The sequence below is a fragment of the Streptomyces maremycinicus genome (assembly GCF_001184025.1).
Lineage (GTDB): Bacteria > Actinomycetota > Actinomycetes > Streptomycetales > Streptomycetaceae > Streptomyces > Streptomyces maremycinicus.
The window spans coordinates 247,764-274,048 of record NZ_BBYG01000015.1; the positions used below are offsets into that span (position 1 = coordinate 247,764).

Sequence of the window (26,285 nt, forward strand, 5' to 3'; positions counted from 1 at the left end):
GCGCGCGGCGGTGTGGGGCCGCCACGCGCGCGTGCCCGTTAGGGCAGCAGTTCCTCCAGCGAGGGCAGCAGCGACTGGAGGTCGCTCGGCAGCTCGGTCGGCAAGGTGCTCGGCAGGCTGGTCGGGAGGCTGGTCGGGAGGTCGCTGGGGAAGTTCGAGGGCAGTCCGCTCGGCAGGCCGCTGGGCAGCTCGACCGGCAGGCTGAAGGACGGGGTGGGAGCGGAGCCGCTGCTGTTGCCGGCGGTCGGCTCACCGTCCGGTGAGTCGTCGCCTCCGCGGGCCATCAGCACGACGGCGACGACGGCCGCGGCGACGACGAGCAGCGCCAGGACGACGAAGAGGGGGTTCCTGCGCCGTCCGGGGCCGCCCGGCGGGCCCGGCGGCGGGGGCGACCAGCCGCCCCCGCCCGTCCCGTCGTCGGGGCCGTAGCCGGAGTGGGGTGGTCCGAAGCCGCCCGGAGGCGGCGTGTCGCCCGGCGGTCCGGGCGGTTGGGGCGGTACGGGCGGCATGGCCATGGCGTCCAGCGTCGCGGTGAACCGCCCGCGGCGCGAGCCCCGCAGTCAAGTTGATACCGACCCAGGTCATGGACCGCATGATTCCGGCGCATTCGGCTCGCGAACCGCTCACAGATCGCCGGATCCCGCCCCGAAGGACTCACGGGCCGCTCACGGACCGAGGGAGGACCGGTCGTCCGACGGCCCGCGTGTGCGCACGCCCCGCGCGTGCGCACACGCGTGCGGGCGGGTTCAGCCCCGGGCGCCGAGGAGGTGGTCCATGGCGAGCTGGTCGAGGTGCTCGAAAGCCATGCCGCGGGCGGCGGCCGACTCGGGGTCGAACTCCTCGAAGGCGGTGCGGTCGGCGAGCAGGCTCTCCAGGCCGTCGGCCGCCGTGGCCTGGGCGAGCTCGTCCAGGCGGGAGGCGCGCAGGGCCTCCTGGACCTCCGGGTCGTCGCGGAACGCGAGGGCACGCTCCTTGAGGATCAGGTAGTTGCGCATGCAGCCCGCGGCCGAGGCCCACACACCGTCGAGGTCCTCGGTGCGCGGCGGCTTGAAGTCGAAGTGCTTCGGGCCCGCGTAGCCTGCGCTCTCCAGCAGGTCGACCAGCCAGAACGCGGAGCGCAGATCGCCCGCGCCGAAGCGCAGGTCCTGGTCGTACTTGATGCCGGACTGGCCGTTGAGGTCGATGTGGAAGAGCTTGCCCGCCCACAGCGCCTGGGCGATGCCGTGCGGGAAGTTCAGCCCGGCCATCTGCTCGTGGCCGACCTCGGGGTTGACGCCGTAGAGCTCCGGGCGCTCCAGGCGCTCGATGAAGGCCAGGGCGTGGCCGACGGTGGGGAGCAGGATGTCGCCGCGCGGCTCGTTCGGCTTGGGCTCGATGGCGAACTTCAGGTCGTAACCCTGGGAGGTCACGTACTCACCGAGGAGGTCGAAGGCCTCCTTCATGCGGTCGAGGGCCACCCGTACGTCCTTGGCGGCACCGGACTCCGCGCCCTCACGGCCGCCCCAGGCGACGTAGGTCTTCGCGCCGAGCTCGACGGCCAGGTCGATGTTGCGGATGGTCTTGCGCAGGGCGTAGCGCCGCACGTCACGGTCGTTCGCCGTGAACGCGCCGTCCTTGAAGACGGGGTGCGTGAAGAGGTTGGTGGTGGCCATCGGCACGGTCAGGCCGGTGGTATCCAGGGCCTGGCGGAAGCGCTTGATGTGCTCCTCGCGCTCGCTCTCGGAGGACCCGAAGGGGATCAGGTCGTCGTCGTGGAAGGTCACGCCGTAGGCGCCGAGCTCGGCCAGGCGCTGCACCGATTCGACCGGGTCCAGGGCACGCCGGGTGGCGTCGCCGAACGGGTCCCGTCCCTGCCAGCCGACGGTCCAGAGGCCGAAGGTGAACCTGTCGTCGGGGGTGGGCTGGTAGCTCATACCGCGGCTCCTTGCTTGAAGTCTGTGTCGCCGAATGTCTCGCGGACTGTGTCGCGAGCTATTTCGTCATGGCAGTTTACAAATTAGTATGCGGACGCATCTCTGGGAAGACAGATCCCGTGGAGCCGTGGAAAAACTTGAGGGAGAGCCCGATGTCAGCAGCCGAGGGTCCGCTCGTCGTCGGCGTGGACACGTCCACCCAGTCCACCAAGGCGCTGGTCGTCGACGCCGCCACCGGGCAGGTCGTCGCGAGCGGCCAGGCGCCGCACACGGTGTCCTCCGGGGCCGGCCGCGAGAGCGACCCGCGCCAGTGGTGGGACGCCCTGCGCGAGGCCCTGCACCAGTGCGGTGACGCGGCCCGCGAGGCCGCCGCGGTGTCGGTCGGCGGTCAGCAGCACGGGCTCGTCACCCTGGACGAGCGCGGTGAGCCGGTCCGCCCGGCGCTGCTGTGGAACGACGTGCGCTCCGCCCCGCAGGCCCGTCGGCTGACCGAGGAACTCGGCGGAGCGAAGTTCTGGGCGGAGCGCACCGGGTCCGTCCCGGCCGCTTCCTTCACGGTCACGAAGTGGGCCTGGCTGGCCGAGCACGAGCCGCAGGCCCTGCGCGCCACGAAGGCCGTACGTCTCCCCCACGACTACCTCACCGAGCGCCTCACGGGCGAGGGCACGACCGACCGCGGTGACGCCTCCGGCACCGGCTGGTGGGCGTCGGCGACCGAGTCGTACGACGCGGAGATCCTCGCCCACGTGGGTCTCGACCCCGCCCTGCTGCCCCGCGTGGTGCGGCCCGGGGAAGTGGCGGGCACCGTACGCGACAGCCACGACCTGCCCTTCGCCAAGGGCACCCTGGTCGCCCCGGGCACCGGTGACAACGCGGCGGCGGCCCTGGGCCTCGGGCTGCGCCCCGGCACCCCCGTGCTCAGCCTCGGGACCTCGGGCACGGTGTACGCGGTGGCCAAGCGCCGCCCGACCGACCCCACCGGCACCGTGGCGGGCTTCGCCGACGCGCACGGCGACTGGCTGCCCCTGGCCTGCACCCTGAACTGCACGCTCGCCGTCGACCGCGTGGCCGCCCTGCTGGGCCTGGACCGCGAGGCCGTGGAACCCGCCGCGGGCCTCACGCTGCTGCCCTTCCTGGACGGCGAACGCACCCCGAACCTGCCGAACGCCTCGGGCCTCCTGCACGGTCTGCGCCACGACACGACCGGCGGTCAGCTGCTCCAGGCCGCCTACGACGGCGCGGTGTACTCCCTGCTCGGCGCGCTCGACCTGGTCCTCGACGAGGACGCGGACCGCTCGGCGCCGCTGCTGCTGATCGGCGGCGGCGCCCGGGGCACGGCCTGGCAGCAGACCGTGCGCCGACTGTCCGGACGCCCGGTCCAGGTGCCCGAGGCCAAGGAGCTCGTCGCGCTGGGTGCCGCGGCGCAGGCGGCGGGTCTGCTGACCGGCGAGGACCCGGCGGCCGTCGCCCGCCGCTGGAACACCACCCGGGGGCCGGTGCTCGACGCCGTCGAACGGGACGAGGCGGCGCTCGCCAGGATCGCCGGGGTACTCTCCGACGCGGCCCCGCTGCTGGACCGGAGCGCGGACGCCCACTGAACCCCGACGAATCGACGGAGGCATGACCGCACCGCTGCACGAGGCCCGGCCTACCGGCCCGGGGCGCGCACTGCCCGACACCCAGCAGGGCATGCGCCGCCGCAACCTGGCCCGGGTGATGCACGCCGTCAGCGCCGAGGGACCGCTCTCGCGCGCGGCGGTCGCCTCACGCATCGGCCTGACCCGGGCAGCGGTGTCGACCCTCGTCGACGAACTCATACGCACCGGACTCATCGAGGAACTGGGCCCCGAGCGGCCCGGCCGGGTCGGCCGCCCCGGGTCGGCGCTGGCGGTCAGCGGGCGCGGCCCGTCGGGCATAGGCGCCGAGATCGGTGTCGACCACCTGGCGGTCTGCGCCGTCGACCTGCGCGGCGAGGTACGGGCGCGGGCCGTGCGGCACGGCACCAACCGGGGCCGCTCCCCCGCACCGGTGGTGGAGGAACTGACCGCGCTGGTGCGCCGGGTGATCGCCGAGGCCGAGCCCGCCGGACTGTGGCCGGCCGGACTCGCCGTGGCCGTCCCCGGCCTGGTCGCCCGCGACGGCCGTACGGTCGTCCGCGCGCCGAACCTCGACTGGCAGGACGTCGACCTCGGCGCGCTGCTGCCCGGGGAGTTCCCGCTCACCGTGGACAACGAGGCCAACTTCGGCGGACTGGCCGAACTCTGGCTCGGCGCGGACACCCCGAGGGACTTCCTGCACGTGTCGGCCGAGATCGGCATCGGCGCCGCGCTGGTGGTGGACGGCAGCCTGCTACGCGGGACCCGCGGCTTCGCCGGTGAGCTGGGCCATGTGCCGGTACACCCCGACGGGCCACGGTGCGTGTGCGGCGGGCGCGGATGTCTGGAGCAGTACGCCGGTGAGGAGGCGGTGCTGCGCGCGGCCGGGCTGGCACCGGGCGAGGACCGCGTCGGACTCCTCGCGGGACGCGCCGCGGACGGCGACCCGGACGTACGGCGGGCGCTGCGCGAGGCGGGAACGGCCCTGGGCATCGCCCTCACCGGGGCGCTCAACCTGCTGGACCCGGAGGGCGTCGTGCTCGGTGGCGCCCTGGCCGGGCTCGCGCCGTGGCTGCTCCCGTCGCTCGAGACCGAGCTCTCCCGGCGCACGGCGGGCCCCGCCCGTCCCGTGTCCGTCTCCCGGCTGGGCCCCGAGGGCCCGTTGCTGGGGGCCGCGCACTCGGTGGTGCGGGCCGTGCTGGACGATCCCGCCGCCGTGGCGGAGCGGGCCTGAGCAGGACGGGCCGTGGACGGGCCTGAGCAGGACGGGCCGTGGACGGGCCTGCCACGGGCCGCCTCAACCGCCCCGCTCCTGGGCCGCCGTCCGCCCTCGTGTCGCCGGCCGAGCCTGCCGACCGGACCCGGAACTCCCCGTTCGGGTGAGCGAGTTGTCCACAATCCCGTACACGTCCACCGAACCCCGGCGCGTCCCCCTGCCCGGCCCCTCGGCGCCGTAGCGTGATGCGGGCGGGACACAGCCGGACGCCGACCCGTGACGGCGGTGGCCGGCCGGTACGGGAGCACGGATTCGGCGAGGGCCGGACACGTCACCGGATCGACCGGCGCCCGCACGCGCTCCGGTACCGCCCGCCGGACGTCCGAGACCCCGAAAGGCAGCACCCCGTGGAACGAACGAAACCCCTCCCCGGCCGACGGATCCTCCTCAAGGGCGCCGCCCTCGCCGCCGTTCCGTACACACTGCTGCCCGACACGCGGGCCGGCGCCCGGCCCCGGGACGTCGACCACCCGCTCGCCGAGTGGCAGCCCGCGGCCGCCGCCAACCGCACCCCGGCCGACCGCCCGACGAGCCATCCCGTCGACCGTGTCGTCATCCATGTCACGCAGACCCTGTACGCCCAGGCCCTGACCGTCTTTCAGAACCCGCGCAAGAAAGTGTCCGCCCACTATGTCGTGCGCTCCGTGGACGGTCATGTGGCGCAGTGTGTGCGCGAGTCCGACATCGCCTGGCACGCGGGCAACTGGGACCACAACACGCGCAGCATCGGTATCGAGCACGAGGGGTGGGTGGACAGACCGGACTACTTCACCGACGCCCTCTACCTGGGGTCCGCCCGGCTGACGGCCTCGGTCTGCGACCGGTACGGCATCCCGAAGGACCGGGCGCACATCATCGGCCACTACGAGGTGCCGGGCACCGACCACACCGATCCCGGTCCGAACTGGGACTGGGACCGCTACCTGAGACTCGTGAGCCGCGCCTGGTGACGCCGTCCGAACTGTTGTCGGTCGGCGCTCCCGGAGTGACGATGTCTCCAGCCGTATCGCCTTCCGGGAGGACGAGTTGACCGATCCCTGGGTGGCCCTGGAACCGGGTGCCGACCCTGCCGAGCGGGTGCGGATCCTGCGGCGGGCGCATGAGACGTTCACCGAGGCGGGAACCATGCCCCGGCCGGTGCGCGCCGTCGTGGCGGATTCCTGGCGGCGTTCCGCGCGGGCCGGTGTCGGTCCCGACGGCACGGCGAGCGTCGAGCTGACCGACGGCGATCTCGGTGCCTACCGGTCCGAGCACCCGTTGGCGCGGGTGATGCCGTTGTTCCGTGAACTGATGGGCACGTTCGCCGCCGACGGGGAGCATCTGCTGGCGGTGTGCGACGCGCGCGGCAGGCTGCTGTGGGTCGAGGGCCACGCGGCGACCCGGCGCCAGGCGGACCGGATGAACTTCGTGCCGGGCGCGCGATGGGCGGAGAGCGCGGTCGGGACGAACGCGCCGGGCACGGCGGTCGCCCTGGACCGGCCGGTGCAGGTGTTCGCCGCCGAGCACTTCATCCGGCGGGTGCAGCCGTGGACCTGCGCCGCGGCGCCCGTTCACGATCCGCGGACCGGGCGGGTGCTGGGTGCCGTGGACATCACGGGCGGGGACGGACTGGCGCATCCGCACAGCCTGGGCTTCGTGCGGGCGGTCGCGCGGGCCGCCGAGGCGCACCTGGCGCTGCTCGCCCCGGAGCGGCCCGCCACCGACACGCCCCGGCTTTCCGTGCTGGGCCGTGACGAGGCGCGTCTGGTCGCCGGCGGCCGCGAGATCAGGCTGAGCCGCCGGCACAGCGAGATCCTGGTGCTGCTGGCCCGTCATCCCGAGGGGCTGACGGGTGACGAGCTGCTGTGCGCGCTGTACGAGGACGAGTCGGTCACCCCGGTGACGCTGCGGGCCGAACTCACCCGGCTGCGCGGGGTGCTCGGCCCCGGGCTGCTGACCTCGCGCCCCTACCGGCTCACCGCCGAGTGCGAGTCAGACGTCGCCGTCGTCGAACGCAGGCTGGCCGCCGGCGCGGTCACGGCGGCGGTGACCGCGTACACCGGGCCGCCGTTGCCGTCGTCCCGGGCCCCGGCGGTGGCCCGGCTCAGGCGCCGGCTCGCCGAGGGGCTGCGCGCCGCGCTGATCGCCTGCGGCGACCCCGATCTGCTCGCGGACTGGGCGCACGCGCCGTGGGGCGAGGACGACCTCGCCGTGTGGCGGGCGCTCGCGACCGCCCGTCCCACGGCGGCGATACGGGCGCGCCTCGCGTCCCTGGAGTGGGAGCTGACGGCACCGTCCGGACGGCCACCCCCGTAGGCCGCCCCCGTAGGCCGCCCCCGTAGGCCGGGCGGCCCGGCCGGGGGCGGGGCAGCCGCCCCCGCGCGTCGAGGCCCCGCACGTCCGGGTGTCGCAGGTCGAGTCCCCGCACATCGGGGTGTCGCAGGTCGAGGTGACGCACGTCGAGGCGTCGGGGTGGGCGTCGCAACGTGGATGCAACGTCCGCTTCCCTAGCCTCCCGCGCAGAGCTGCCCAACGGCGGGCAGCGCTGCTGAGGGAGGCAGAGCAGGATGACCCGTTACGCGGCGCCCGGAACCGAGGGCGCGATCGTCTCCTACCAGGCCCGATACGACCACTACATCGGCGGCGAGTACGTGCCCCCGGCCCGGGGGCAGTACTTCGACAACCCGTCTCCGGTGAACGGCGAGACGTTCACCGAGGTGGCGCGCGGCACGGCGGAGGACGTGGAGCGGGCGCTCGACGCGGCGCACGCGGCCGCGCCCGGCTGGGGCCGCACCTCGGCGACCGAACGCTCCGACATCCTGCTGAAGATCGCCGACCGGATGGAGGCGCATCTGGAGCCCCTCGCGGTCGCGGAGAGCTGGGAGAACGGCAAACCCGTCCGCGAGACGCTGGCCGCGGACATCCCGTTGGCCATCGACCACTTCCGCTACTTCGCCGGTGCGGTCCGGGCCCAGGAGGGTGCGCTCAGCGAGGTCGACGACGACACGGTGGCCTACCACTTCCACGAGCCGCTCGGCGTCGTCGCGCAGATCATCCCCTGGAACTTCCCCATCCTGATGGCCACCTGGAAGCTCGCGCCGGCCCTCGCCGCGGGCAACGCGGTGGTGATCAAGCCCGCCGAGCAGACGCCCGTGTCGCTCCACTACTGGATGAGCCTGGTCGCCGATCTGCTGCCGCCGGGTGTGGTGAACATCGTCAACGGCTTCGGCGAGGAGGCGGGCAAGCCCCTCGCGTCCAGCCCGCGCGTCGCGAAGATCGCCTTCACGGGCGAGACGTCGACGGGGCGGCTGATCATGCAGTACGCCTCGCAGAACCTGAAGCCCGTCACGCTGGAGCTGGGCGGCAAGTCGCCGAACATCTTCTTCGACGACGTGTGGGAGAAGGACGACGACCTGAGGGACAAGGCCCTCGAAGGCTTCACCATGTTCGCGCTGAACCAGGGCGAGGTGTGCACCTGCCCGTCCCGCGGGCTGATCCAGCGCGGCAACTACGGCGACTTCCTCCAGGCGGCCGTCGCCCGTACCGAGCTGATCAAGCCCGGCCATCCGCTGGACACCGACACGATGATCGGGGCGCAGGCGTCCAGCGACCAGCTCGCCAAGATCCTCTCGTACATCGACATCGGCCGGGAGGAGGGCGCCAAGATCCTCACCGGAGGCGAACGCGCCGAGTACGACGGAGACTTGAAGGGGGGTTACTACGTCCGCCCGACGATCTTCGAGGGCGACAACCGGATGCGGATCTTCCAGGAGGAGATCTTCGGGCCGGTGGTCTCGGTGGCCTCGTTCGACGACTTCGACGACGCCATCAAGATCGCGAACGACACGCTGTACGGCCTCGGGGCGGGCGTGTGGACGCGGGACATCAACACGGCGTACCGCGCGGGCCGGGCGATCCAGGCCGGTCGCGTCTGGACGAACTGCTATCACGCGTACCCGGCGCACGCCGCCTTCGGCGGGTACAAGCAGTCGGGCATCGGCCGCGAGACGCACAAGATGATGCTGGAGCACTACCAGCAGACGAAGAACCTCCTCGTGTCGTACTCGCCGAAGAAGCTGGGCTTCTTCTAGACGCCGAAAAAGGGCGCCTGATGAGGCATTTCACCTGACAGGCGCCCTTCCCGGCGTGCATCCAAGCCACGGGGTGAAGCGCAGAGTAACTCCTGATATGTCTCACTGCCATCCCACCTCTGACCAGCTGTTCCGGGGCATTTCCGGGCCAAGGCCCGGTTCATGCGTCCTCTGCACTGCCGTCCTGCCCCTCCCGCCTTCGCATCGACTCCTCGATCAGGGTGTTGGCATGGTTCCGCGCCTCGGCCAGAAACTTGGCGTAGTAGCGGAAGCGAACCCGGATGCTTTGTCCGGCGCGGCGCGCACACTCTGCCGGGTAGGCGTACAGGTGTGGGCCTCGACCGGGCAGCGCCCTGACCGCAGCAAGCAGGCGGCCCACCTGCGCCGGATTGGGCACGCAGTCCGGATCGACTTCGTCGGCAACTTCCGGCGCAGACCACCGCAAGCCGCTCAGCGGGTTCTGGGTGAAGTACCCACGCGACCGGACCGCCCGGCACGGGGAAGAGCGAGGTCGTCACGGCGGTCGTCACCACCTGTGCCGACGCGGGGCTACCGGTACTGGTCACTTCCACGAACAGCTGGAACGGCCGGGGCGTGCGTTCCGGCTTGTGACGGATCGCTCGCGAGGCGTCCCGTGGGCCGATTCCGCCGGGTCAGCGGGGCGTGGGGTGGTGCGCCCGAGCGAACTCTTCCACGATGGCGGCGCAGAAGGCGGGCAGGTCGGCCGGGCTGCGGCTGGTGACCAGCTGCCCGTCGACGACCACCTCCTGGTCGACGACCTCCGCGCCGGCGTTGCGCAGATCGGTGCGGATGCTGGGCCAGGACGTCAGACGGCGGCCACGCATGGCGTCGGCTTCCACCAGGGTCCACGGACCGTGGCAGAGCGATGCGACCGGTTTCCCACTGGCCATGAAGTCCTTGACGAACTGCACCGCGTCGCGGTCCATCCGCAACTGGTCGGGGTTCATGGTGCCGCCGGGCAGGAGCAGAGCGTGGTAGTCGTCAACGGAGGCGTCGGCGACCAGGCGGTCTACGGGGAAAGTTCCGGCCGCGTTCAAGTCGAACTGGCGGGCCTGGATCTCGCCGGGGTGAAGCGAGACAATCTCGGTCTTCGCGCCTGCGCCCTGCAGCGCACCACGCGGTTGGTCGAGTTCCACGCGCTCGACGCCGTCGGTGGCCAAAATCCCCACCAGCATCCCCCGGAGTTCCTGTGCCATGGTGCGGCTCCTTTCACGAGTTGCCGGTTGTGATGTGAGCGACGGGTGCCCGAAGAGCCGGCAGCTTTCCTGGCTTGCCTCCAGGTCAGGTCAACGCGCGACGAGACGGACCTCGAAACGAGGTTCCGAGTCGGCCGGTAGTGAGGCAAGGGTCGCGACTGTTACAGCAGCCGGTCGAACACCGCGGTCACACCGTCCCAGTGCCTGGTCTGAGGGTTCTTGACATCCGGATACATGATTTTGAACGTTTCGGCGAGGGCGACGCTGAGACCGCCGATGATCTCGGGGTACCGCTCTTCGGCCGCCGGGGTGGGTGTCCTGTCGAGGGGAGGATGCGCGGCGAGCTGTTCCAGGATCGGCTTCAGCTCGACCTCCTCGTCGAATCGCCGGAACCTGTGGATGCACTCCTGGAGGCCCTTGGTGACCGGCAGGTCCCACGGTTCGACGGTATCCCTGCCGTTGGCCTTGGCCGACGCCTGGCCGACAACCAAGAAATCGTAGAGCTTGGCGTCAACGAACTCGCCGTACCGCTTCAGGTCGTTCTTGTCCACGTCGAGGCTTGCGACCACGCGAAAGAACCACTCGAACTTCGACACTCCCATCACGGTCATGCCTCTCGCCTCCTCACCGGGAACGGACGGCATCGTTCGCTCTCGCTCGCGCCGCCATGGGCTGTTACCCGGTCGAGATTGGCAGAGCCCTCTGCTGAGCGCCTCCGTACCCCAGGCCGAAAAGGGCCACCCATGCTTCTCCTGGCAGGGCAGCATGAATTGCGCGCACATCCCTTGGCCAGCCGTCCGTCCACACAGGCTGCACGGCATGGCAATGCCTCGGACGAGAGTTGCCGACCGAACAGCACGACCAGCTTGGGGAAGCGGGACTGTAGGGGGCACCGCATCAGGGCGCCCCGCCTGGATGGCAGCAGGGCCGGGCCCGGTGTGGTGGCCGGGCTGAGCGGGGGCGCGCCGTCCTGTCACCGCTTCAGAGCATCTCCAGGGACGTGGGGCCGTCGGGCGGCGGGAACGCCCTGTCGAGAGCGTCGAGCGCCTCGGGCGGAAGGTGGAGGTCCACCGCGCCGCGGATCTCCCGAATGTGGTCGGGTGATCCGGAACGCGGGATTGCGACCGCCCCTCGTGCCAGCACCCAGGCGAGTGCCACCTGGGCCGGCGTAGCTCCCAGGGATCGGGCCACGGCACCCAGACCTTCGGCCTTCAGCAGCCGGCCCTGCTCGATCGGGGAGTAGGCCATGACCGCCACCCCGGCCTCGCGGCACCAGGGGAGCAGATCCCACTCGACGCCGCGCCGGGAGAGGTTGTACAGCACCTGGTCGGCGGCGACCGCGTCGCCGCCGGGGAGGGCGGTCAGCTCGACCATGTCGGCGGCGTCCAGATTACTCACGCCCCAGTAACGGATCTTCCCCGCCTCCATCAGGTCGGTGAAGCCCGCAAGGGTTTCCTCGAGTGGCCACCGTCCCCGCCAGTGCAGCAGGTAGAGGTCCAGTTGTTCCGTCTGGAGCCGGCGCAGGCTGTCCTCGCAGGCGGCGACGGTACCCTGCCGGTCGGCGTGGCCGGGCAGCACCTTGCTGACGAGGAAGACCTCCTCCCGACGTCCCCGAAGGGCCTCCCCGACGAGCTCCTCGGCTGCGCCGTCGCCGTACATCTCCGCCGTGTCCACGACGGTCATGCCCAGGTCCACGCCCAGCCGCAGTGCGGCGATCTCCTGTTGACGCCGGGCCGGTTCCTCGCCCAGGTACCAGGTGCCCTGCCCGAGCGTCGGGATCTCCTCACCGGAGGGGAGCGCGAGGGTTCTGGCCGGTTCCGCAGACATCTTCGGCCTCCCGTCTGCCGCGGGTCCGTGTGTCACGCGCCCAAGGCGAGTACCCAGGTCCGCCTCCCAGACAACCGGTGTCCCATGCGCCGCAGGGAGGTCAGGAGGGGCGAGCGGACTGCGCCGAGGGCGTGCCGGGACCGGGTGCGGGCGCAGGTGAGGGCGGTCAGGCAGGAGGAGTAGAGGGTGCGGCGCTGGTCCGTGTTCTGGTGGCCGCGCTCTCGTCTCCACCGGCGTTGGTACAGTCGCCGACCCACGCGGTAGCGATGCCCCCATGACGGTGCTGAAGGCGATCCATTCCGCCTCTCACCGAAGTCGATGGGGATGCTGTGTTCCCGCGGGCATCCCCGCCCGGCGTGCGGGACTCAGGCGGGAATGAGGCCGTGTGGGTCGATGATGAACTTCTCGGGCACTCCCGTGTCGAAGGTCGCGTAGGCGTCGGGGGCGTCGTCGAGGCTGATCACCTTCGTGTTGAGCATGGCGCTCAGGTAGGGCATGCGGTCCCACAGGATCGCCATCATCAGCTCGCGGTTGTAGTGCATGATCGGTGCTTGCCCGGCGGCGATCCGCGGCGACTTGATCCAGGCCTTGCCGAAGTCGATCGGGTACGTTCCTTCTTGCTCGGCCTTCGACTTCGCGAGCGGGTCGGGGCCGTAGACGCCGATGACGCCGGTGGCTCCGCCCGCGCGGGTGGCGTCGATCACCTGGTTGAGGGCGTAGGCCGGGTCCATGTCCTCGGCCTGGCGGCCGATGCCGTGCGCCTCGGTGCCGACGTAGTCGACTGCGCAGTCGACCATGGGTTCGCCCAGGATGGCCTCGATCTGGTCGGTGAGCGCTGCGTCCTGGCTCAGGTCGATCGTTTCGCAACCGTTGTTCTTCATCAGTTCCAGGCGGTCCTTGTGGTGGTCGCCGACGATGATGCAGGACGCCCCGAGGAGGCGCGCCGCTGCTGCGCCGCAGCGGCCGACCGGACCGGCACCGGCGAGGTACACGGTCGAGCCCGGCTTGGCACCGGCCTCCATGAGACCGTGGAACGCGGTGGGCAGGATGTCCGAGAGCAGCGCCAGGTCACGGATCTTCGCCATGGCCTGGTCCCTGTCCGGGAAGCGCAGGAGTTGGAAGTCGGCGTACGGGACGAACAGGTACTCGGCCTGGCCGCCGGTCCAGTCGCCCAGGTTGAAGCCGTACGCTCCGCAGGACACCTTGGGGTTCGTGGTCTCGCACACGTCGGTCCGGCGCGCCCTGCAGTTGCGGCATCGCCCGCAGGCCACGTTGAACGGGACGGAGACGAGGTCGCCCTCACCGAGGAACTCGACGTCGGGGCCGACCTCGATGACCTCCCCGGTCATCTCGTGCCCCATCACCATGCCCTGGGGCACAGGGAAGGACCCGCGGTAGATGTGCAGATCGCTCCCGCAGATGTTGGTGGCGACGATCCTGAGGACGACGCCGTGCGGGGCCTTCTTCCCGTTCGGCATCTGAAGCTTCGGGAAGTCCAGGGACTCGACGCGCATGTCTTTCGTGTTCTGGAAGGTGACGGCGCGGTTGCTGCTTGCCATGACGATCTCCTCTGCTGATCCACGATCCACGGGGACTCGGCCGTGGGAGTGCCGGATGTCATTTCGGTGGCTTGGGACTCCTCCCGGTCAGGCGGGTTGCAGCGCGGCGGCGAAGCATTCGATGATCGCCTTGCAGAAGGGGGGAGGTCCTGCGGGCCGCGGCCGGAGATCAGCCGGCGGTCGATCACGACCTCCTCATCGATGACCTCGGCGCCCGCGTTGCGCAGGTCAGTACGAATGCTGGGCCAAGAGGTGAGGCGGCTGTGCCGGTACCAAGCGTCGTGTATACGAACCTGGTAGTGATCCAGCCCGGTTTGTCCTGGCGAACCGGAAAGTTTCCAACGAGCGGCCGCGCCGAGGCTCCGCTGATCACGGCATGGCGGGGCCAGTCGTCAGAGGGCCGTCGCCGCAGCCTCGGCCACGGTCTGGTCCTGCTCACCGCTGCCGCCGCTGACGCCCACGGCGCCGACGATCCGGTCGCCCAGCCGCAGCGGGACACCGCCCGCGAAGATCATGACGCGTCCGTTGTTGGATGCGTCGATCCCGAAGAACTGCTCACCGGGGCCCGCGTTGGCGGCCAGGTCGGCGGTACTGATGTCGAAGGCCCGGGACGTGAAGGCCTTGCTGACGGAGATGTCGACGCTCCCGATCCAAGCCTCGTCCATCCGGATGTGCGCGACGAGGTTGCCGCCGACATCGACGACAGCAATGTTGCTCGGCGAGCCGATCTCGTCGGCCTTGGCCTCCCCCGCAGCGACGACTCGCCGGGCGTCCTCCAGGGACACGGACTCCGTCTTGATGGTCATGGCAAGGTTCTTTCTGTTGTGGGTAGGCGGCTGTGTACCCACAACCTGGTGTATTCCGACCCCGCGCGCCTCCGCCTACCGGGCTGAACCTCGCGTGCTCCGATGCGCACGGCAGGCCCACCCCGAGGACCGACCCAAGCACCCGTGGCTGGGAAACGGATCCCCGGCCCCGGGTGGCCTGGCAGGGCCCCGGGAAGGTTTCGGAGTGGACGACCGCGAGCTACCGCTCCGCACCCTGCGCGATGTGGACTTCGCAGTGGATCGCGAGGGAATCTGCGGTCTCGTCGTAGTTGCCGCCGCAGCTGAAGTACTGGGACAGGGTCTCCACTCGGACGCCACCCGCCCGACGGCGCCTGTCGTCACAGGATTCCTACGCCTCCAGGTCGGCGCGGCTACGGCGCCTCTGCTCTTCGGGCAGCCCCCTGGAAAGCGCGGTCCGGAGCGCGTTTCGCCTGTGGGTTCCGCATGAGCCGTACGTCTGACCCGCACGTCGGGGTACTGCGGCGCGGTGAGGGTGATTCGGCCAGCCTGCGTGAGGCGAATATGCGCAATTCCCTATTCATCCGCCCATAATGGGGCCGTTCTATGCCAACCGGTCACGGCAGTGCCCGGGCGCTCGCGGGCGGCCGAGCACCGAAAAGGAGTCCCCTCATGGCAGACGTCAACGTCGGGCTGTACGTACGCATGGAGGCCAAGCCCGGCAAGGAGGAAGAAGTCGCCGCTTTTCTCCGCAGCGGCCGTGACATCGTGCAGGAGGAGCCCGGCACCATCGCCTGGTTCGCGGTGCGCCTGAGCCCGACCACCTTCGCGATCTTCGACGTCTTCCCCGACGGCTCCGCACGCCAGGACCACCTCGCAGGCCGACTGGGCTCAGCTCTGATGGAACGAGCCCCCGAGCTGCTCTCCGAGCCGCCTTCCATCGAGCAACTCGACGTTCTCGCGCACAAGCTGCCCTGAAACCGGACGCGGCGTGGCGGCCCCGCGGGGCCGCCGCCCCCGACGCCCGCGCTCCCGACCCCGCTCGGCACCTGCCGCAAGACGTCGACGGGCAGGTCAGGTCCGCGCCGATCACCTGCTGCGGCTCGGAGCCGGACGGTAATCGTCCTCGTGGCCTCCGGCGATCCGCGCCGCGCGCGGATCGCCGGTCGCTGGACTGCGGTTACGGCTTTGGCGTGATCATCGCGAACCGGACGCCCCATCTCCAGCGCCTCCGACCCGCTGACTCACCTATCTGTCCGCCAGGGCGAACTCGCCGCCCTCCTGCACCTGCTCGAGTACGCCGATAGCAGCAACCCGAGTGCCCTCACCGGGCAACTGGCAGCCGACCTCACCACCCGCGCAGACCGACAGACCCGAACGACGGCATTGATGTGTTCGCTCTGCCCCCGCCGAGCGGCACGGGATCCGAGGTCTGCCAGCCGGGCACTTCCATGATCCGGACCATATTCGGGCCAACATCGGCCGACAAGCCTCCCCATGACGCATCGACCCTGGTCAAAGCGGGTGCGTCGCGTGTACCACCAGCAGACGAAGAACCTGCTGGTGTCGTACTCGCCGAAGAAGCTGGGCTTCTTCTAGAGCGTGCGGTCGATCGCCCGGGAGGCAGCCGAGATCACCGCCACCTGAAATAGCCCCCTCCGTTCTTCTGTCCGGGACTCTTCTGTCCGGGACGGACATCGACGGCGGTGGAGCCAGGATCATCCTGGCTCCACCCCGAGGTGCGGCTGTGGCAGGTCTTCTCAGGTGCGGGTCCAGAGCTGGTTGCTGCCGTTCGAGCAGGAGTAGAGCTGGATCAGGGTGCCGTTGGCGGTACCGGCTCCGACGGCGTCGAGGCAGAGGCCGGACTGGACGCCGACGATGGATCCGTCGGAGTTGAGGCGCCATTTCTGGTTGTCGTTGCCCCAGCAGCTGTAGATCTGGACTTTGGTGCCGTTGCCGGTGCCGCCGGCGTCCAGGCACTTGTTGCCGTAGACCCTGAGCTCGCCCGCGGCGGTGGGCGTCCACTGCTGATGGGTGCCGCCGGCGCAGTCCCACAGCTGGACCTGGGTGCCGTCGGCGGTGCCGGCGTTCGGCACGTCCAGGCAGCGGCCCGAACCGACGCCCTTGATCTGTCCGGAATCCCGGGGGGCGTGGAGGAGCCGCCGTTGAGGGCGTTGAGGACGGCTGTGTAGGCGGGCTTCTTGCTGCCGTCGGAGTTGAACAGCAGCGGCGTGTGCTGCGGTCGCCAGGAGTCGCTGTCGCGCACACCCCAGACGGTGATGCCGAGGCAGCGCGGTACGGCCAGGCAGTCGTTGGTCACGTCGGCGTAGGTCGTGGGCGAGGCGCCCTGGATGTCGAGTTCGGTGACGGCCACGTCGACGCCGAGGGCCGCGAAGCTCTGAAGGGTGGTGCGGAAGTTGCTGTTGTAGGGGCTGTCACTGTTGAAGTGCGACTGGAAGCCGACGCAGTCGATCGGCACGCCACGCTGCTTGAAGTCCCGGACCATGGCGTACATGGCCTGGGTCTTGGCCCAGGTCCAGTTCTCGACGTTGTAGTCGTTGTAGCAGAGCTTGGCGGCGGGGTCGGCGGCGCGCGCGGTGCGGAAGGCGACCTCGATCCAGTCGTTGCCGGTGCGCTGTAAGTTGGAGTCGCGCCGGGCTCCTGAACTGCCGTCGGCGAAGGCCTCGTTCACGACGTCCCACTGGGCGATCTTGCCCTTGTAGTGGGTCATCACGCCCTTGATGTGGTCGATCATCGCCTGGCGCAGGTTGCTGCCGCTGAGACTCTGCATCCAGCCGGGCTGCTGGGAGTGCCAGGCCAGGGTGTGGCCGCGCACCTGCTTCCCGTTCTGCACGGCCCAGTTGTGGACGCGGTCACCGGCGGTGAAGTTGAACTGGCCTCGCTGGGGCTCGGTGGCGTCGATCTTCATCTCGTTCTCGGCCGTCACCGAGTTGAATTCGCGGCTCGCGATCGACGTGTACGCCGATTCGCCCAGCCTGCCCGAGGCGATGGCGGTGCCGAAGTAGCGGCCGTTCTGCGCCGCCGCGGCGCCGAGCGTGCTCTCCGCGGCGTGTGCGGTCGGCGGTGCGGCCAGCGTGGCGGCCGCCCCGAGGACGCCGACGACCAGCGCCAACGGCAGGCCACGCATCCTCCGGCGGACAGCGGATCCGGGATGGGCGTACGAGCTCATGGCTGTGCCTCCAAGGCAGAGATCACGGAAGGACTGAAGCGAAGGGGAATGCGCCGACCGTTGCCACGGGGCGAAGACGGACGGGGCGAGCCGAAACCCAGGCAGATCTGGTTCGAAATGTCGAACTGCGGCCGGTTTCTCAGACACGGATGATCGAGGGTACGGGCGAGGGGCGTCAATACTCCGCACAGAACAAGTTTCGGTCTCTCCTCCGAAACTTCCGGAACCCGGTGAGCCGAAAGGCGACACATCCGGTGCGCCTCGGCGCATGCCCCAGAGCCGGGCCGGGAAGAGCAGGCGGACGCCGCCCACTCGGCTTCTCCCCAGCGTGGACGCCTTGACCTGGCGAGCCGCGTCGCGGACTCCGGACGTTTCCGCGGTCGTTGCGACAGCTTCTCCAGGGCGAAAGGGAAGCGCTGTTTGTGGACACATCGGTGACAGGCCTTGACCGGCCGGCCCCGCATTCCTAGCTTGTGGCGTCGAAGCATCGGGAGATAGTTCGAAACTTTCGAGATGCCCTGCTCCCCGGCACGTCCGCTCCGCGGTTCATCGGGGTCACCCCGCCCCCGCCCCGAAGGAGGTCTTCTGATGTTGTTCCGCCGCCTGTCACCGGTCCGTCCAAGACGCCTGCTCGCCGTCCTCGCACCCTTGCTGCTCCTGGCCACCTTCCTCGGCGCGCAACCCGCCGGCGCGGCGACCGTGGACCCCGACGCCTCGTACGTGCTGGTCAATCGCAACAGCGGCAAGGCCCTGGACGTCTACAACAGGGCGACCGACGACGGCGCCCGCATCGCCCAGTGGACCAGGAACGATCAGAGCCAGCAGCAGTGGCGGTTCGTCGACTCCGGCGGCGGTTACTACCGCATCAAGTCCCTCCATTCCGGCAAGGTTCTGGACGTCCACAACTTCGCCACGGCCAACGGCGGCTCGATCGTCCAGTGGGCCGACCTGAACGGCACGAACCAGCAGTGGCGGCCGGTCGACAGCTCCGACGGCTACGTGAGGTTCGTCGCGCGCCACAGCAACAAGGCCCTCGAAGTGCAGGGCGCCTCCACCGCCGACAACGCGAACATCGTCCAGTACGACGACTGGGGCGGCGCCAACCAGCAGTGGCAGCTCGTCAAGGTCGGCGGCGCCGATCCCGGCCCGTGCGATCTTCCGTCGAGCTACCGCTGGACATCGACGGGTGCGCTGGCGCAGCCCAAGGCGGGCTGGGCCTCACTGAAGGACTTCACCGTCGCGCCCTACAACGGCAGGCAACTCGTCTACGCGACGACGCACGACACGGGGACCACGTGGGGCTCTATGAACTTCGGCCTCTTCACCGACTGGTCGGAGATGGCCTCGGCCGGCCAGAACACGATGTCGACCTCCACCGTCGCGCCCACGCTCTTCTACTTCGCGCCGAAGAACATCTGGGTGCTCGCCTACCAGTGGGGCGGGACCGCCTTCTCCTACCGGACGTCGAGCAACCCCACCGACCCGAACGGCTGGTCGTCCCAGCAGGTGCTGTTCTCCGGAAGTATCACCGGCTCCGGAACCGGACCCATCGACCAGACGATCATCGGCGACGGGACGAACATGTACCTGTTCTTCGCCGGTGACAACGGCAAGATCTACCGGGCCGGCATGCCGATCGGGAACTTCCCGGGCAGCTTCGGCGCGACCTCGACCGTGGTCATGAGCGATACGACCGACAACCTGTTCGAAGCCCCGCAGGTCTACAGGCTTCAGGGCCAGAACCGCTACCTCATGATCGTCGAGGCGATCGGCTCGCAGGGCCGCTACTTCCGCTCGTTCACGGCTACCGCTCTGAACGGCTCATGGACACCCCAGGCCGCGACCGAGAGCAATCCCTTCGCCGGTAAGACCAACAGTGGCGCCACCTGGACGAACGACATCAGCCATGGCGAACTGATCCGCACCGGCCCCGATCAGACCATGACCGTCGACCCCTGCCGTCTCCAACTGCTCTACCAGGGGCGCAGCCCCGCCTCCGGAGGCGACTACGGCCTCCTGCCCTACCGTCCCGGTCTGCTGACACAGCAGCGCTGAGGCGTGACACGGGTCGCGGCGTGACACGGGTCGCGCCGGACAGGCTCTACGTGAACAGGGCTGTGATCAGGGCGATGTCGTCGTCCTTGTGCTGTCCGAAACGCTCCAGGAGCAGATCGCACATCTCCTCGAGATCGTCCGGGCCCTCGGCCACGGCCTCGCGGAATTCGGCGAGGGTGGCGTCGAGGGAGGCGGTCCGTACCTCGACCAGGCCGTCGGTCACCATGAGCAGGCGGGTGCCGTCGGGGACCTCCAGGACGGAGGGCGGCGGATGCGGGAGCCCCAGTCCGAGGAGCGGACCGTGCGGAGTGTGGAACCGCGGTCCCTCCCGGGCGTCGACCACGAGCGGGGGGATGTGCCCGGCGTTGGCGATGTGCAGCCGGCGCACACGGTGTTCGTCCCGCGTGACGAGGACGAGGCAGAGGGTGACGGTGATGCCGGGCTGGGACTGGCCGAGCAGGGTCTCCAGCCGTTCCAGGATGAGATGGGGCGGGTGGCCCTCGATGGCGTAGGCGCGCAGCGCGTGGCGCACCTCGCCCATGACGGTCGCGGCGGTCACGGAGTGCCCGACGACGTCACCGATGGCGAGCAGCAGGCCGTTGACCGTCTGGACCGCTTCGTAGAAGTCCCCGCCGATCTCCGCGTGTTCGGAAGCGGGAAGATAGCGGAAGGCCAGCTCCGTGCCGGGGACGACCGGCAGTTCCTTGGGGAGGAAGGAGCGCTGGAGCGCCAGGCCCAGGGCGTGTTCCTCGTTGTAGGTCCGCAGGGCTTCGAGTGCCAGGGCGCTGGCGTTGGCCAGTTGCTGGAAGAGCTGTTCGTCGTCGGCGCTCTGGAGGGCCGTGGCGGGGACGGCCAGGCAGACGGGGGGACGGTCACGCTTGGTGCGGGAGACGGCGACGGCGACGTCTCCGGTGAGGTGGTCGCTCGGCAGCAGGGTGTTCCACTGGTCGCCGGTGACGCGGACGACGGTGACCCCGGTGCCCTGACGCAGGCCGTGGGCGGCCAGTCGGTCCAGGAGGCCCGGCTGCGCGGGATGGATGCGTACGGGGGTCCGCGGGCCGTCGATCATGCTGTGGACCGCCTGGGCCTGGGGTGAGAGGAACACCGCGCTCGCCGGGCCCGCGAGGAGTGCGGCGGCTCCGCCGGTGGCCGCCGACGCGAAGGAGTGGAAGCCGACGGCACTGTAGACGTCCAAGGTCGCCTTGTTCAGGGCCATGAGGCGTTGCGCCAGCCGCTCGGCGCGTTGGCGGGCCCTGGCGTAGCGCAGGGTCGCGGTGACGGTGGCGAGGAGCTCGCCGGGGTCGACGGGCTGGTCGAGATAGGCGTCCGCGCCTCGCCTCAGGCCCTCCGCGTGATCGTTCGGACTGATCGCGGCGGCGGAGATCTGGATGACGGGCAGGTGCGCGGTCCGCGGGTCGTCCTTGATGCGTTCGCTGACCTCGAAGCCGCTCATGTCGGGAAGGCGGACATCGATGATCGCGATGTCGGGGAGTGCTTCCGGTGCGGTGTCGAGGTGGGCGAGGCCCTCCTCGCCCGTGGCGGCGCCGATGACGGTGTGTCCCGCGCGCCTGAGCCAGGTGGTGAGGACGTAGCGGTTCGTATCGTTGTCGTCGATGACCAGGACGGTCGCGGGCGCGGGATCCTGAGCTCTATCGGTCACGGCATGCCCCTTCGACGTCCGGTTCCTTCGTACGGGCGGAGCCGAGGTCCGGCAGCCGTACCTGTACCCGGGTACCGACACCCGCGGTGCTGGTGAGAGTGAGGCTTCCGCCGAGCAGCTCGGCGAGCGTCCGGGCGTAGGGCAGGCCGAGGCCGGTACCGGAGCGTCCGCTCCGGTGGGGGCCGCGCACCTGGTAGAACGCCTCGAAGACGCGGTCGATCTCCTCGGCGGGGATGCCCACCCCCGTGTCGGTGACGGTGAACAGCACGGCGGGCGCGGACGGTTCGGGGTCGGCGGCGATGTCCAGGCGTACCTCGCCCCGCTCGGTGAACTTCAGGGCGTTGGAGAGAAGGTTGCGCAGAATGCGCACCAGCAGCGTCTCGTCGGTCACCAGGGCCGGCTGGTCTTCCGGGCCGGGGGTGACGAGGGTGACCTGGCCGTGGCCGTGCCCGCTCAGGAGGAGGCCACTGAGGTGGGCGACGAGCAGCCGCAGATCGACCGGTTCCGGATGGATCACGAGGTGGCCGGCTTCGGCCTTCGCGACGTCCAGGAGGTCGCTCACGAGCGAGAGCAGGGTACGGCCGGAGGACGCGATGAGTTCGGCCTGTTCCTGCTGCTCGTCGGTGAGCGGCGGGGAGCCGGGGGCCAGCAGCAGTGCGGAGAGCCCGACCACGGAGTTGACCGGGGTGCGCAGTTCGTGGCTGATGTTCGTCCAGAACCGGGTCTTGGCCTCGCTCGCCTCTTGCAGCTGGTGCCGCTTCTCCTCCAGCTCGGAGTGGAGGGCCAGCACGCCGCTGTTGGTCGTCTCCAGTTCCAGCGTCAGTTCGGAGTAGAGGGCGAGCACTCCCCGGTTGGTCTCCTCCAGCTCCTCGTTGAGCCGGCGGAGTTCCTCGCGCTGGGCGCGGGTCTCCTCCAGGGTGGCGATGAGGTCGCGGGTCTGGGCGCGCAGATCGTCCGCCTCGGTGGACCGGGCGCCGCCTTTGAGCAGTTCGGCCAGGCGGCTGCGCCGAGCGGCCCCCTGCGGCCCGTCCGCGGGCAGCGGCTGGGTGATGACGACGCGGCCGGCAGCCGGGCCGGTCTCGTGGTCGACGTGGACGAGTTTGGCGGCCAGGTCGAGTGTGTCCTGGGCCGGCGACGGCCCGCCGGCCCAGCTGAAGGTGACGAGGAGAGACGACCGGGGCCCGGAGGTGAGGCCGAAGGAGACCTCCAGCTCGCGGCATCCGAGCCGGTCCCGTCCGACCTCGCTCAGCGCGGTCGCGAGACGGACCTGGTCCTGCCGGTCCAACTCCAGTGCCGCCGCGGCCTGCTGGGCTCTGCGCCGCAGGCCGAACACGTCCTGGGCCGACGACAGGGCGAAGGAGGCCACCGTGTCGACAGGCCCGGCGGCGGGCGACCGACCGGCGGAGGGCGCACCCCCCGGCAGGCCCGGTTCAGAGGGGCTGGTCGACACGTTCATCCTGCTCCTCGCCGATCACCAGGCCTCCTTGAGGACGACGACGCTGGCGTCGTCCCGGCGCACCCCTGCCTCGCGGAGCAGCTGCCCGGCCATGACGAGCGGCGAGTGGTGCAGCAGACCCGGCAGCGATCGCTGCTCCCAGCGCTCGGTCAGCCCGTCGGAGTGCATGACCAGGGCGCCGTGCGCGGGAAGGGGTTCCTCGAAGGTCCGCAGCCGCCGCATGTGCGCGCCGACGATCCCGGGAGCCGACAGCAGTGCCCGGCGTCCGTCGTCACCCACCAGGAAGCCGCTGACGTTGCCCACACCGCAGTACAGCAGCCGTCCCGCCGCGGGCTCGATCCGTGCCACGGCGACGGCCCCTCCGCGCGTCCCCTTCAACGCCAGGTGAACGGCGTTCAGGGCGCCCTCCGGGCTGAGGTCGCGCGTGGCGTGGAAGGCCTTGACCGCCGCCTGACTCGCGCGCTGGGCGAGGGGTCCGTGTCCCAGACCGTCGCAGAGCATGAGCAGGAGTTCGGGTCGGCGTCCGCCCTCGCCCGGGACCGCGGTGCGCACCGCCCACGCGTCGCCGCACACGGTCTCGCCGCTGATGGGTCTGGTCACGCCCGCGACCGGGGAGGCGCCCGGGGCGGCGGTCGTGCCGTCCGCGCCGCGTGGCCAGAACCGCGCGGCCATCACGGTGCCGCGGCCGGGGACGGAGTGCACGTCGAAGTGGTCGGCGAGTCGGGAGACCGCGCCCAGGCCGATGCCGAGGGTCCCGGCGCTGGACACGCCGTCGGCCAGGGCGGCACGGACGTCCGGCATCCCGGGCCCCGAGTCGACGGTGAGGAACTCCACTCCCGCTTCGTCCCCGGACCGCACCACCCGCAGCAGCAGTGCTCCGTCCACGGCGTGCCGCTGCACGTTCGTGGCGGCCTCGGTGACCGCGAGGGCGACCTCGGCCGACCGGTGGCCGCTGAGGCCGACGCGCCGGGCCAGCGCGGCGGCCGCGCCCCGGGCGGCCACCGCCAGCGACGCACCGTCGCGGAACCAGGCCACGTCCTCGCTGTCGAGGACCGTGTCGGTGTTCACCGCGCCCACTTGATGATGGTCACGGTCGTGCCCTCGCCCGGCACGGTGTGCAGCCGGAAGTCGTCGACGAGGCGCCGGGCACCGCTGAGGCCCAGCCCGAGGCCGCCGCCCGAGGTCCAGCCGTCCGTCATCGCCTGGTCGACGTCGGCGATCCCGGGGCCGGAGTCCTCGAACACGGCGGCCACGCCGCGCTTGCTCGCGTCGCTGACGACACCGGCGCTGACCGTGCCCCCGCCGCCGTAGGTGAGCGTGTTGCGGGCCAGTTCACTCGCCGCGGTGATCATCTTCGTCTGGTCGACCAGGGAGAGCCGGCACTGCTGCGCCAGCGCCCGGATGACCTGGCGGATCTGTACGACATCGGCGCTGCGTGCGACGGAATAGACCTGGGGATCGTCCCCAGCCGCCCAGGGCGCGGTCACTGCGATGCCGAACTGGCGGGCCGGCGCAGTTTCGCGAGCCCCTTCTCCAAGTCCAGGGCGGTGCTGACGCCACCGAGCGAGAGGCCGAGTTCCACCAGGGTGATCGCGACAGCGGGACGCATCCCGACGACCACCGTGCGGGCGTCGAGGACACGCGAGATGGCGGCCACCGTCGCGAGCATGCGCCCCACGAAGGAGTCGACGATCTCCAGCGCGCTGATGTCGATGACGACACCCTGGGCGGACTTGGCCACGATCTGTTCGGCCAGGTCCTCCTGGAGGTTCAGAACCGTCTGGTCCTCCAGATCGAACTGGACGGACACGAGCAGGATGTCCCCGATCCGCAGGATCGGAATACGGTCGCTCATCGCTGCACGCCCGCGTGAGCGACCATGTCGACGCCGGAGCGGCGCAGGGCCAGCTTGAGGGCGTCGGCGAGGCTGGCCTTCGTCACGATGCCGTCGAACTCGATGCCCAGCGCGACGATGGTCTGCGCGATCTGTGGACTGATGCCGGACACGGTGCACTCGGCGCCCATCAGTCTGGCGGCGACGATGGTCTTCAGCAGGTGCTGGGCGACCTGCGTGTCCACCGCCGGAACACCGGTGATGTCGATGATCGCCTGCTCCGAGCCGGTGTCCACGAGGGCCTGGAGGAGCTTCTCCATCACCACCTGTGTCCGCGCCGAGTCCAGGGTGCCGACCAGCGGCACGGCGATGACCCCGTCCCACAGCCGGACCACCGGCGTGGACAGTTCCAGCAGCTGCTCCGCCTGCGCGGTGATGAGCTCGTCCCGCGTCTGCGTGTAGGTCTCGATGGTGAAAAGGCCCAGCCCGTCGAGGATGCGGCCGAGCTGGAGGTAGGCACGGACCGTGTCGGCGGAGCCGTCCCGCAGCGCGGGCTCGAGAACGGTCTTCAGGGCGAAGACGCTGATGGCGGTCTCGCTCGGCGAGAATCCCTGCCGGGCCCTGTTCCTCGAGAGTTCCGTCAGCAGGGCGCGGACCTCGGACATCTGCTCCGCGTGGACATCCTGGGCACCCTGCCGCAGGGCCTCCACCAGTGCTTCGTACAGTTCTCGCAGCTCGCGGTCCAGCTCTGCCGCACCGACGCGGCGACCCAGCGATTCCTGCACCTCACGCACCCATGAGGCGGCCAGGTCCTGCTTCTCGGCCGCCAGGAGCCCCACCAGGTCCACGGCGTTGTCCTGCTTCGCCATTGCGGCACTCCTTCGATATTCATATTTTCTTGTGCGGAACTGACCCGCGAAGCCTACGGCACCCGTATCGCCGACCGGCCCGGTCGCGCGCGGCGGCCGGCCCGGCCCCGCGGTCACCCAGCGTGTCCACGATCCACGAGCACACACCGGAACTCACCGGTACCCCACATATGCCAGAGGCATGTATGACGGCATGGCCGCCCGCGTGCATGTGAGCGGAACTGCGGGGCAGGATCATCCCTGCACGCCCTGACCCGGGGCGCGCGCCCTGATCCGGGGCACCCCCCGAGCACAGTCGAGGAGACGGTGACCGACACCGAGCAAGCGGACCGGCCGGACCGGTTCTCCGCCGAACACCGCATGATCGGCGGCGTGCGCGTCGTGACCGTGCGCGGTGAGATCGACCACGAGGTCGGAGAGCTGCTCAGCGCGGCCCTGCTGTCCGGGTACGGCGAGGCGGCGCCGTCGCGGATCGTGGTGGACCTCAGCGGTGTGACCTTCATGGACTCCAGCGGCATCAACGTCTTCGTCACCGCGCACCAGGCCGTCAGCGGCGGCGCGGGCTGGCTGCGCATCGCCGCCGCCCGGAAACCCGTCCTGCGCGTCCTGGGGCTGACCGGCATCGACGCTCTCGTCACCTGTCACCCGACCCTCGAGCAGGCCCTGGAGCCCTGACCGTCGCCCTGCGGCCGGTTCAGGGCTCGGAGGCCGAGGCGCCCGGCCGCGGGGCTCGGCGGCCGAGGTGCCCGGCCGCGGATCTGCGCGGCCGGTCTCCGGCCCGGGTTGAAGGCGTCCTGGACATCCGGGTTGGCTCGCGGGCGGCGCCCGAGGCCGCGGTGAACTGCCGTGCATTCACATGGGTGTCGCCTTGCGGGAGTGCCTGTCGACGCGGCGCTCCCGCGGACGTCACCCCGTCCGACTCTTTTCCCGGCCATGATCCAGCCGTCGTCGCCGAGAAGGCCGAGGAAGCCGAGAAGGG

Annotated in this window: 23 protein-coding genes and 2 pseudogenes; 8 read left to right on the forward strand and 17 right to left on the reverse strand. The window is 70.6% G+C overall.

Translation table 11 applies throughout. The features are described 5' to 3' along the window. Nucleotides 1–38: 38 nt before the first annotated feature. Both AOQ37_RS21880 and xylA read right to left on the reverse strand, forming a co-directional pair. Nucleotides 39–515 (reverse strand): hypothetical protein, encoded by a 477-nt coding sequence (locus tag AOQ37_RS21880; RefSeq protein WP_062646291.1) that lies wholly within the window; start codon nucleotides 513–515, stop codon nucleotides 39–41. Between the two features lie 231 nt (nucleotides 516–746). Continuing rightward, nucleotides 747–1,913, reverse strand: coding sequence for a xylose isomerase (gene xylA / locus AOQ37_RS21885; RefSeq protein WP_062646292.1), 1,167 nt, complete (start codon nucleotides 1,911–1,913; stop codon nucleotides 747–749). A gap of 152 nt (nucleotides 1,914–2,065) precedes the next feature. On the opposite strand from xylA, the gene xylB reads away from it, so the two are divergent. The 5 genes from xylB to exaC all read left to right on the forward strand — a co-directional run bounded on the left by xylB (nucleotide 2,066) and on the right by exaC (nucleotide 8,854). Beyond that, the gene (gene xylB, locus AOQ37_RS21890) at nucleotides 2,066–3,511 is read left to right on the forward strand and encodes a xylulokinase (protein WP_062646293.1); all 1,446 of its coding nucleotides are present in this window, start codon (nucleotides 2,066–2,068) and stop codon (nucleotides 3,509–3,511) included. A 22-nt stretch (nucleotides 3,512–3,533) separates the two neighbouring features. After that, nucleotides 3,534–4,742 (forward strand): ROK family transcriptional regulator, encoded by a 1,209-nt coding sequence (locus tag AOQ37_RS21895; RefSeq protein WP_062646294.1) that lies wholly within the window; start codon nucleotides 3,534–3,536, stop codon nucleotides 4,740–4,742. 389 nt (nucleotides 4,743–5,131) lie between these two features. Continuing rightward, nucleotides 5,132–5,734, forward strand: a complete 603-nt coding sequence (locus tag AOQ37_RS21900; protein WP_062646295.1) for an N-acetylmuramoyl-L-alanine amidase — start codon at nucleotides 5,132–5,134, stop codon at nucleotides 5,732–5,734. Between the two features lie 76 nt (nucleotides 5,735–5,810). Further along, the gene (locus AOQ37_RS21905; protein ID WP_062646296.1) at nucleotides 5,811–7,079 is read left to right on the forward strand and encodes a helix-turn-helix domain-containing protein; all 1,269 of its coding nucleotides are present in this window, start codon (nucleotides 5,811–5,813) and stop codon (nucleotides 7,077–7,079) included. A 251-nt stretch (nucleotides 7,080–7,330) separates the two neighbouring features. After that, nucleotides 7,331–8,854, forward strand: coding sequence for an acetaldehyde dehydrogenase ExaC (gene exaC, locus AOQ37_RS21910; protein WP_062646297.1), 1,524 nt, complete (start codon nucleotides 7,331–7,333; stop codon nucleotides 8,852–8,854). A gap of 160 nt (nucleotides 8,855–9,014) precedes the next feature. On the opposite strand, the gene AOQ37_RS41445 is transcribed toward exaC, so the two are convergent. The 8 genes and pseudogenes from AOQ37_RS41445 to AOQ37_RS41450 form a co-directional block, all read right to left on the reverse strand. Beyond that, the gene (locus AOQ37_RS41445; RefSeq protein ID WP_234436978.1) at nucleotides 9,015–9,299 is read right to left on the reverse strand and encodes a hypothetical protein; all 285 of its coding nucleotides are present in this window, start codon (nucleotides 9,297–9,299) and stop codon (nucleotides 9,015–9,017) included. 208 nt (nucleotides 9,300–9,507) lie between these two features. Then, on the reverse strand, nucleotides 9,508–10,071 hold the full coding sequence (locus AOQ37_RS21915) for a type 1 glutamine amidotransferase domain-containing protein (RefSeq protein ID WP_062646298.1): 564 nt from the start codon (nucleotides 10,069–10,071) through the stop codon (nucleotides 9,508–9,510). A gap of 161 nt (nucleotides 10,072–10,232) precedes the next feature. Continuing rightward, complete coding sequence (locus AOQ37_RS21920) at nucleotides 10,233–10,682, reverse strand: DUF1931 family protein (protein WP_062646299.1); 450 nt, start codon at nucleotides 10,680–10,682, stop codon at nucleotides 10,233–10,235. A 370-nt stretch (nucleotides 10,683–11,052) separates the two neighbouring features. Next, nucleotides 11,053–11,898, reverse strand: coding sequence for an aldo/keto reductase (locus AOQ37_RS21925; protein WP_062646300.1), 846 nt, complete (start codon nucleotides 11,896–11,898; stop codon nucleotides 11,053–11,055). A gap of 365 nt (nucleotides 11,899–12,263) precedes the next feature. Beyond that, nucleotides 12,264–13,457: an alcohol dehydrogenase catalytic domain-containing protein gene (locus AOQ37_RS21930; RefSeq protein WP_062646301.1), complete on the reverse strand. Its 1,194-nt coding sequence runs from the start codon at nucleotides 13,455–13,457 to the stop codon at nucleotides 12,264–12,266. An 87-nt stretch (nucleotides 13,458–13,544) separates the two neighbouring features. Beyond that, nucleotides 13,545–13,717: pseudogene (locus AOQ37_RS39975) on the reverse strand (DJ-1/PfpI family protein); the annotation flags it as partial. Between the two features lie 132 nt (nucleotides 13,718–13,849). Beyond that, nucleotides 13,850–14,263, reverse strand: a complete 414-nt coding sequence (locus tag AOQ37_RS21935; RefSeq protein WP_062646302.1) for a GlcG/HbpS family heme-binding protein — start codon at nucleotides 14,261–14,263, stop codon at nucleotides 13,850–13,852. Nucleotides 14,264–14,483: 220 nt separating this feature from the next. After that, nucleotides 14,484–14,591 (reverse strand): helix-turn-helix domain-containing protein, encoded by a 108-nt coding sequence (locus AOQ37_RS41450; RefSeq protein WP_234436979.1) that lies wholly within the window; start codon nucleotides 14,589–14,591, stop codon nucleotides 14,484–14,486. Between the two features lie 323 nt (nucleotides 14,592–14,914). Between AOQ37_RS41450 and AOQ37_RS21940 the strand changes: the two genes are divergently transcribed. Next, complete coding sequence (locus tag AOQ37_RS21940) at nucleotides 14,915–15,220, forward strand: putative quinol monooxygenase (protein WP_062646303.1); 306 nt, start codon at nucleotides 14,915–14,917, stop codon at nucleotides 15,218–15,220. Between the two features lie 782 nt (nucleotides 15,221–16,002). Here the strand turns inward: AOQ37_RS21940 and AOQ37_RS21945 are convergent. Then, nucleotides 16,003–17,432, reverse strand: a pseudogene (locus tag AOQ37_RS21945) (endo-1,4-beta-xylanase). Nucleotides 17,433–18,020: 588 nt separating this feature from the next. Between AOQ37_RS21945 and AOQ37_RS21950 the strand changes: the two are divergent. Continuing rightward, nucleotides 18,021–19,487, forward strand: a complete 1,467-nt coding sequence (locus tag AOQ37_RS21950; protein WP_062646304.1) for a non-reducing end alpha-L-arabinofuranosidase family hydrolase — start codon at nucleotides 18,021–18,023, stop codon at nucleotides 19,485–19,487. 46 nt (nucleotides 19,488–19,533) lie between these two features. Here the strand turns inward: AOQ37_RS21950 and AOQ37_RS21955 are convergent, their stop codons facing one another. The 6 genes from AOQ37_RS21955 to AOQ37_RS21980 are packed head-to-tail and all read right to left on the reverse strand — an operon-like array spanning nucleotide 19,534 to nucleotide 25,306. Then, nucleotides 19,534–21,147 (reverse strand): fused response regulator/phosphatase, encoded by a 1,614-nt coding sequence (locus tag AOQ37_RS21955; protein ID WP_062646305.1) that lies wholly within the window; start codon nucleotides 21,145–21,147, stop codon nucleotides 19,534–19,536. Then, nucleotides 21,137–22,570: a sensor histidine kinase gene (locus tag AOQ37_RS21960; RefSeq protein ID WP_062646572.1), complete on the reverse strand. Its 1,434-nt coding sequence runs from the start codon at nucleotides 22,568–22,570 to the stop codon at nucleotides 21,137–21,139. The genes AOQ37_RS21955 and AOQ37_RS21960 overlap by 11 nt, the downstream gene beginning before the upstream one ends. 48 nt (nucleotides 22,571–22,618) lie before the next feature. Next, nucleotides 22,619–23,680: an ATP-binding SpoIIE family protein phosphatase gene (locus tag AOQ37_RS21965; RefSeq protein ID WP_062646306.1), complete on the reverse strand. Its 1,062-nt coding sequence runs from the start codon at nucleotides 23,678–23,680 to the stop codon at nucleotides 22,619–22,621. After that, the gene (locus AOQ37_RS21970) at nucleotides 23,668–24,090 is read right to left on the reverse strand and encodes an anti-sigma regulatory factor (protein WP_062646307.1); all 423 of its coding nucleotides are present in this window, start codon (nucleotides 24,088–24,090) and stop codon (nucleotides 23,668–23,670) included. The genes AOQ37_RS21965 and AOQ37_RS21970 overlap by 13 nt, the downstream gene beginning before the upstream one ends. Continuing rightward, the gene (locus AOQ37_RS21975) at nucleotides 24,087–24,458 is read right to left on the reverse strand and encodes an STAS domain-containing protein (protein ID WP_062646308.1); all 372 of its coding nucleotides are present in this window, start codon (nucleotides 24,456–24,458) and stop codon (nucleotides 24,087–24,089) included. The genes AOQ37_RS21970 and AOQ37_RS21975 overlap by 4 nt, the downstream gene beginning before the upstream one ends. Further along, nucleotides 24,455–25,306: an STAS domain-containing protein gene (locus tag AOQ37_RS21980; RefSeq protein WP_062646309.1), complete on the reverse strand. Its 852-nt coding sequence runs from the start codon at nucleotides 25,304–25,306 to the stop codon at nucleotides 24,455–24,457. The genes AOQ37_RS21975 and AOQ37_RS21980 overlap by 4 nt, the downstream gene beginning before the upstream one ends. Before the next feature lie 306 nt (nucleotides 25,307–25,612). Between AOQ37_RS21980 and AOQ37_RS21985 the strand changes: the two genes are divergently transcribed. Next, entirely contained in the window at nucleotides 25,613–25,981 is a 369-nt protein-coding gene (locus AOQ37_RS21985; protein ID WP_062646310.1) for an STAS domain-containing protein, read from the forward strand. Nucleotides 25,982–26,285 lie beyond the last annotated feature (304 nt).

What these genes read in the sequence shown, in the direction of transcription:
- AOQ37_RS21880 (WP_062646291.1), bottom strand. Translation starts at nt 515, where the DNA reads ATGGCCATGCCGCCCGTACCGCCCCAACCGCCCGGACCGCCGGGCGAC.
- AOQ37_RS21935 (WP_062646302.1), bottom strand. Translation starts at nt 14,263, where the DNA reads ATGACCATCAAGACGGAGTCCGTGTCCCTGGAGGACGCCCGGCGAGTC.
- xylB (WP_062646293.1), top strand. Translation starts at nt 2,066, where the DNA reads ATGTCAGCAGCCGAGGGTCCGCTCGTCGTCGGCGTGGACACGTCCACC.
- AOQ37_RS21980 (WP_062646309.1), bottom strand. Translation starts at nt 25,306, where the DNA reads ATGGCGAAGCAGGACAACGCCGTGGACCTGGTGGGGCTCCTGGCGGCC.
- AOQ37_RS21920 (WP_062646299.1), bottom strand. Translation starts at nt 10,682, where the DNA reads ATGACCGTGATGGGAGTGTCGAAGTTCGAGTGGTTCTTTCGCGTGGTC.
- exaC (WP_062646297.1), top strand. Translation starts at nt 7,331, where the DNA reads ATGACCCGTTACGCGGCGCCCGGAACCGAGGGCGCGATCGTCTCCTAC.
- AOQ37_RS21940 (WP_062646303.1), top strand. Translation starts at nt 14,915, where the DNA reads ATGGCAGACGTCAACGTCGGGCTGTACGTACGCATGGAGGCCAAGCCC.
- AOQ37_RS21915 (WP_062646298.1), bottom strand. Translation starts at nt 10,071, where the DNA reads ATGGCACAGGAACTCCGGGGGATGCTGGTGGGGATTTTGGCCACCGAC.
- AOQ37_RS21930 (WP_062646301.1), bottom strand. Translation starts at nt 13,457, where the DNA reads ATGGCAAGCAGCAACCGCGCCGTCACCTTCCAGAACACGAAAGACATG.
- AOQ37_RS21975 (WP_062646308.1), bottom strand. Translation starts at nt 24,458, where the DNA reads ATGAGCGACCGTATTCCGATCCTGCGGATCGGGGACATCCTGCTCGTG.
- xylA (WP_062646292.1), bottom strand. Translation starts at nt 1,913, where the DNA reads ATGAGCTACCAGCCCACCCCCGACGACAGGTTCACCTTCGGCCTCTGG.
- AOQ37_RS21950 (WP_062646304.1), top strand. Translation starts at nt 18,021, where the DNA reads ATGTTGTTCCGCCGCCTGTCACCGGTCCGTCCAAGACGCCTGCTCGCC.
- AOQ37_RS21925 (WP_062646300.1), bottom strand. Translation starts at nt 11,898, where the DNA reads ATGTCTGCGGAACCGGCCAGAACCCTCGCGCTCCCCTCCGGTGAGGAG.
- AOQ37_RS21895 (WP_062646294.1), top strand. Translation starts at nt 3,534, where the DNA reads ATGACCGCACCGCTGCACGAGGCCCGGCCTACCGGCCCGGGGCGCGCA.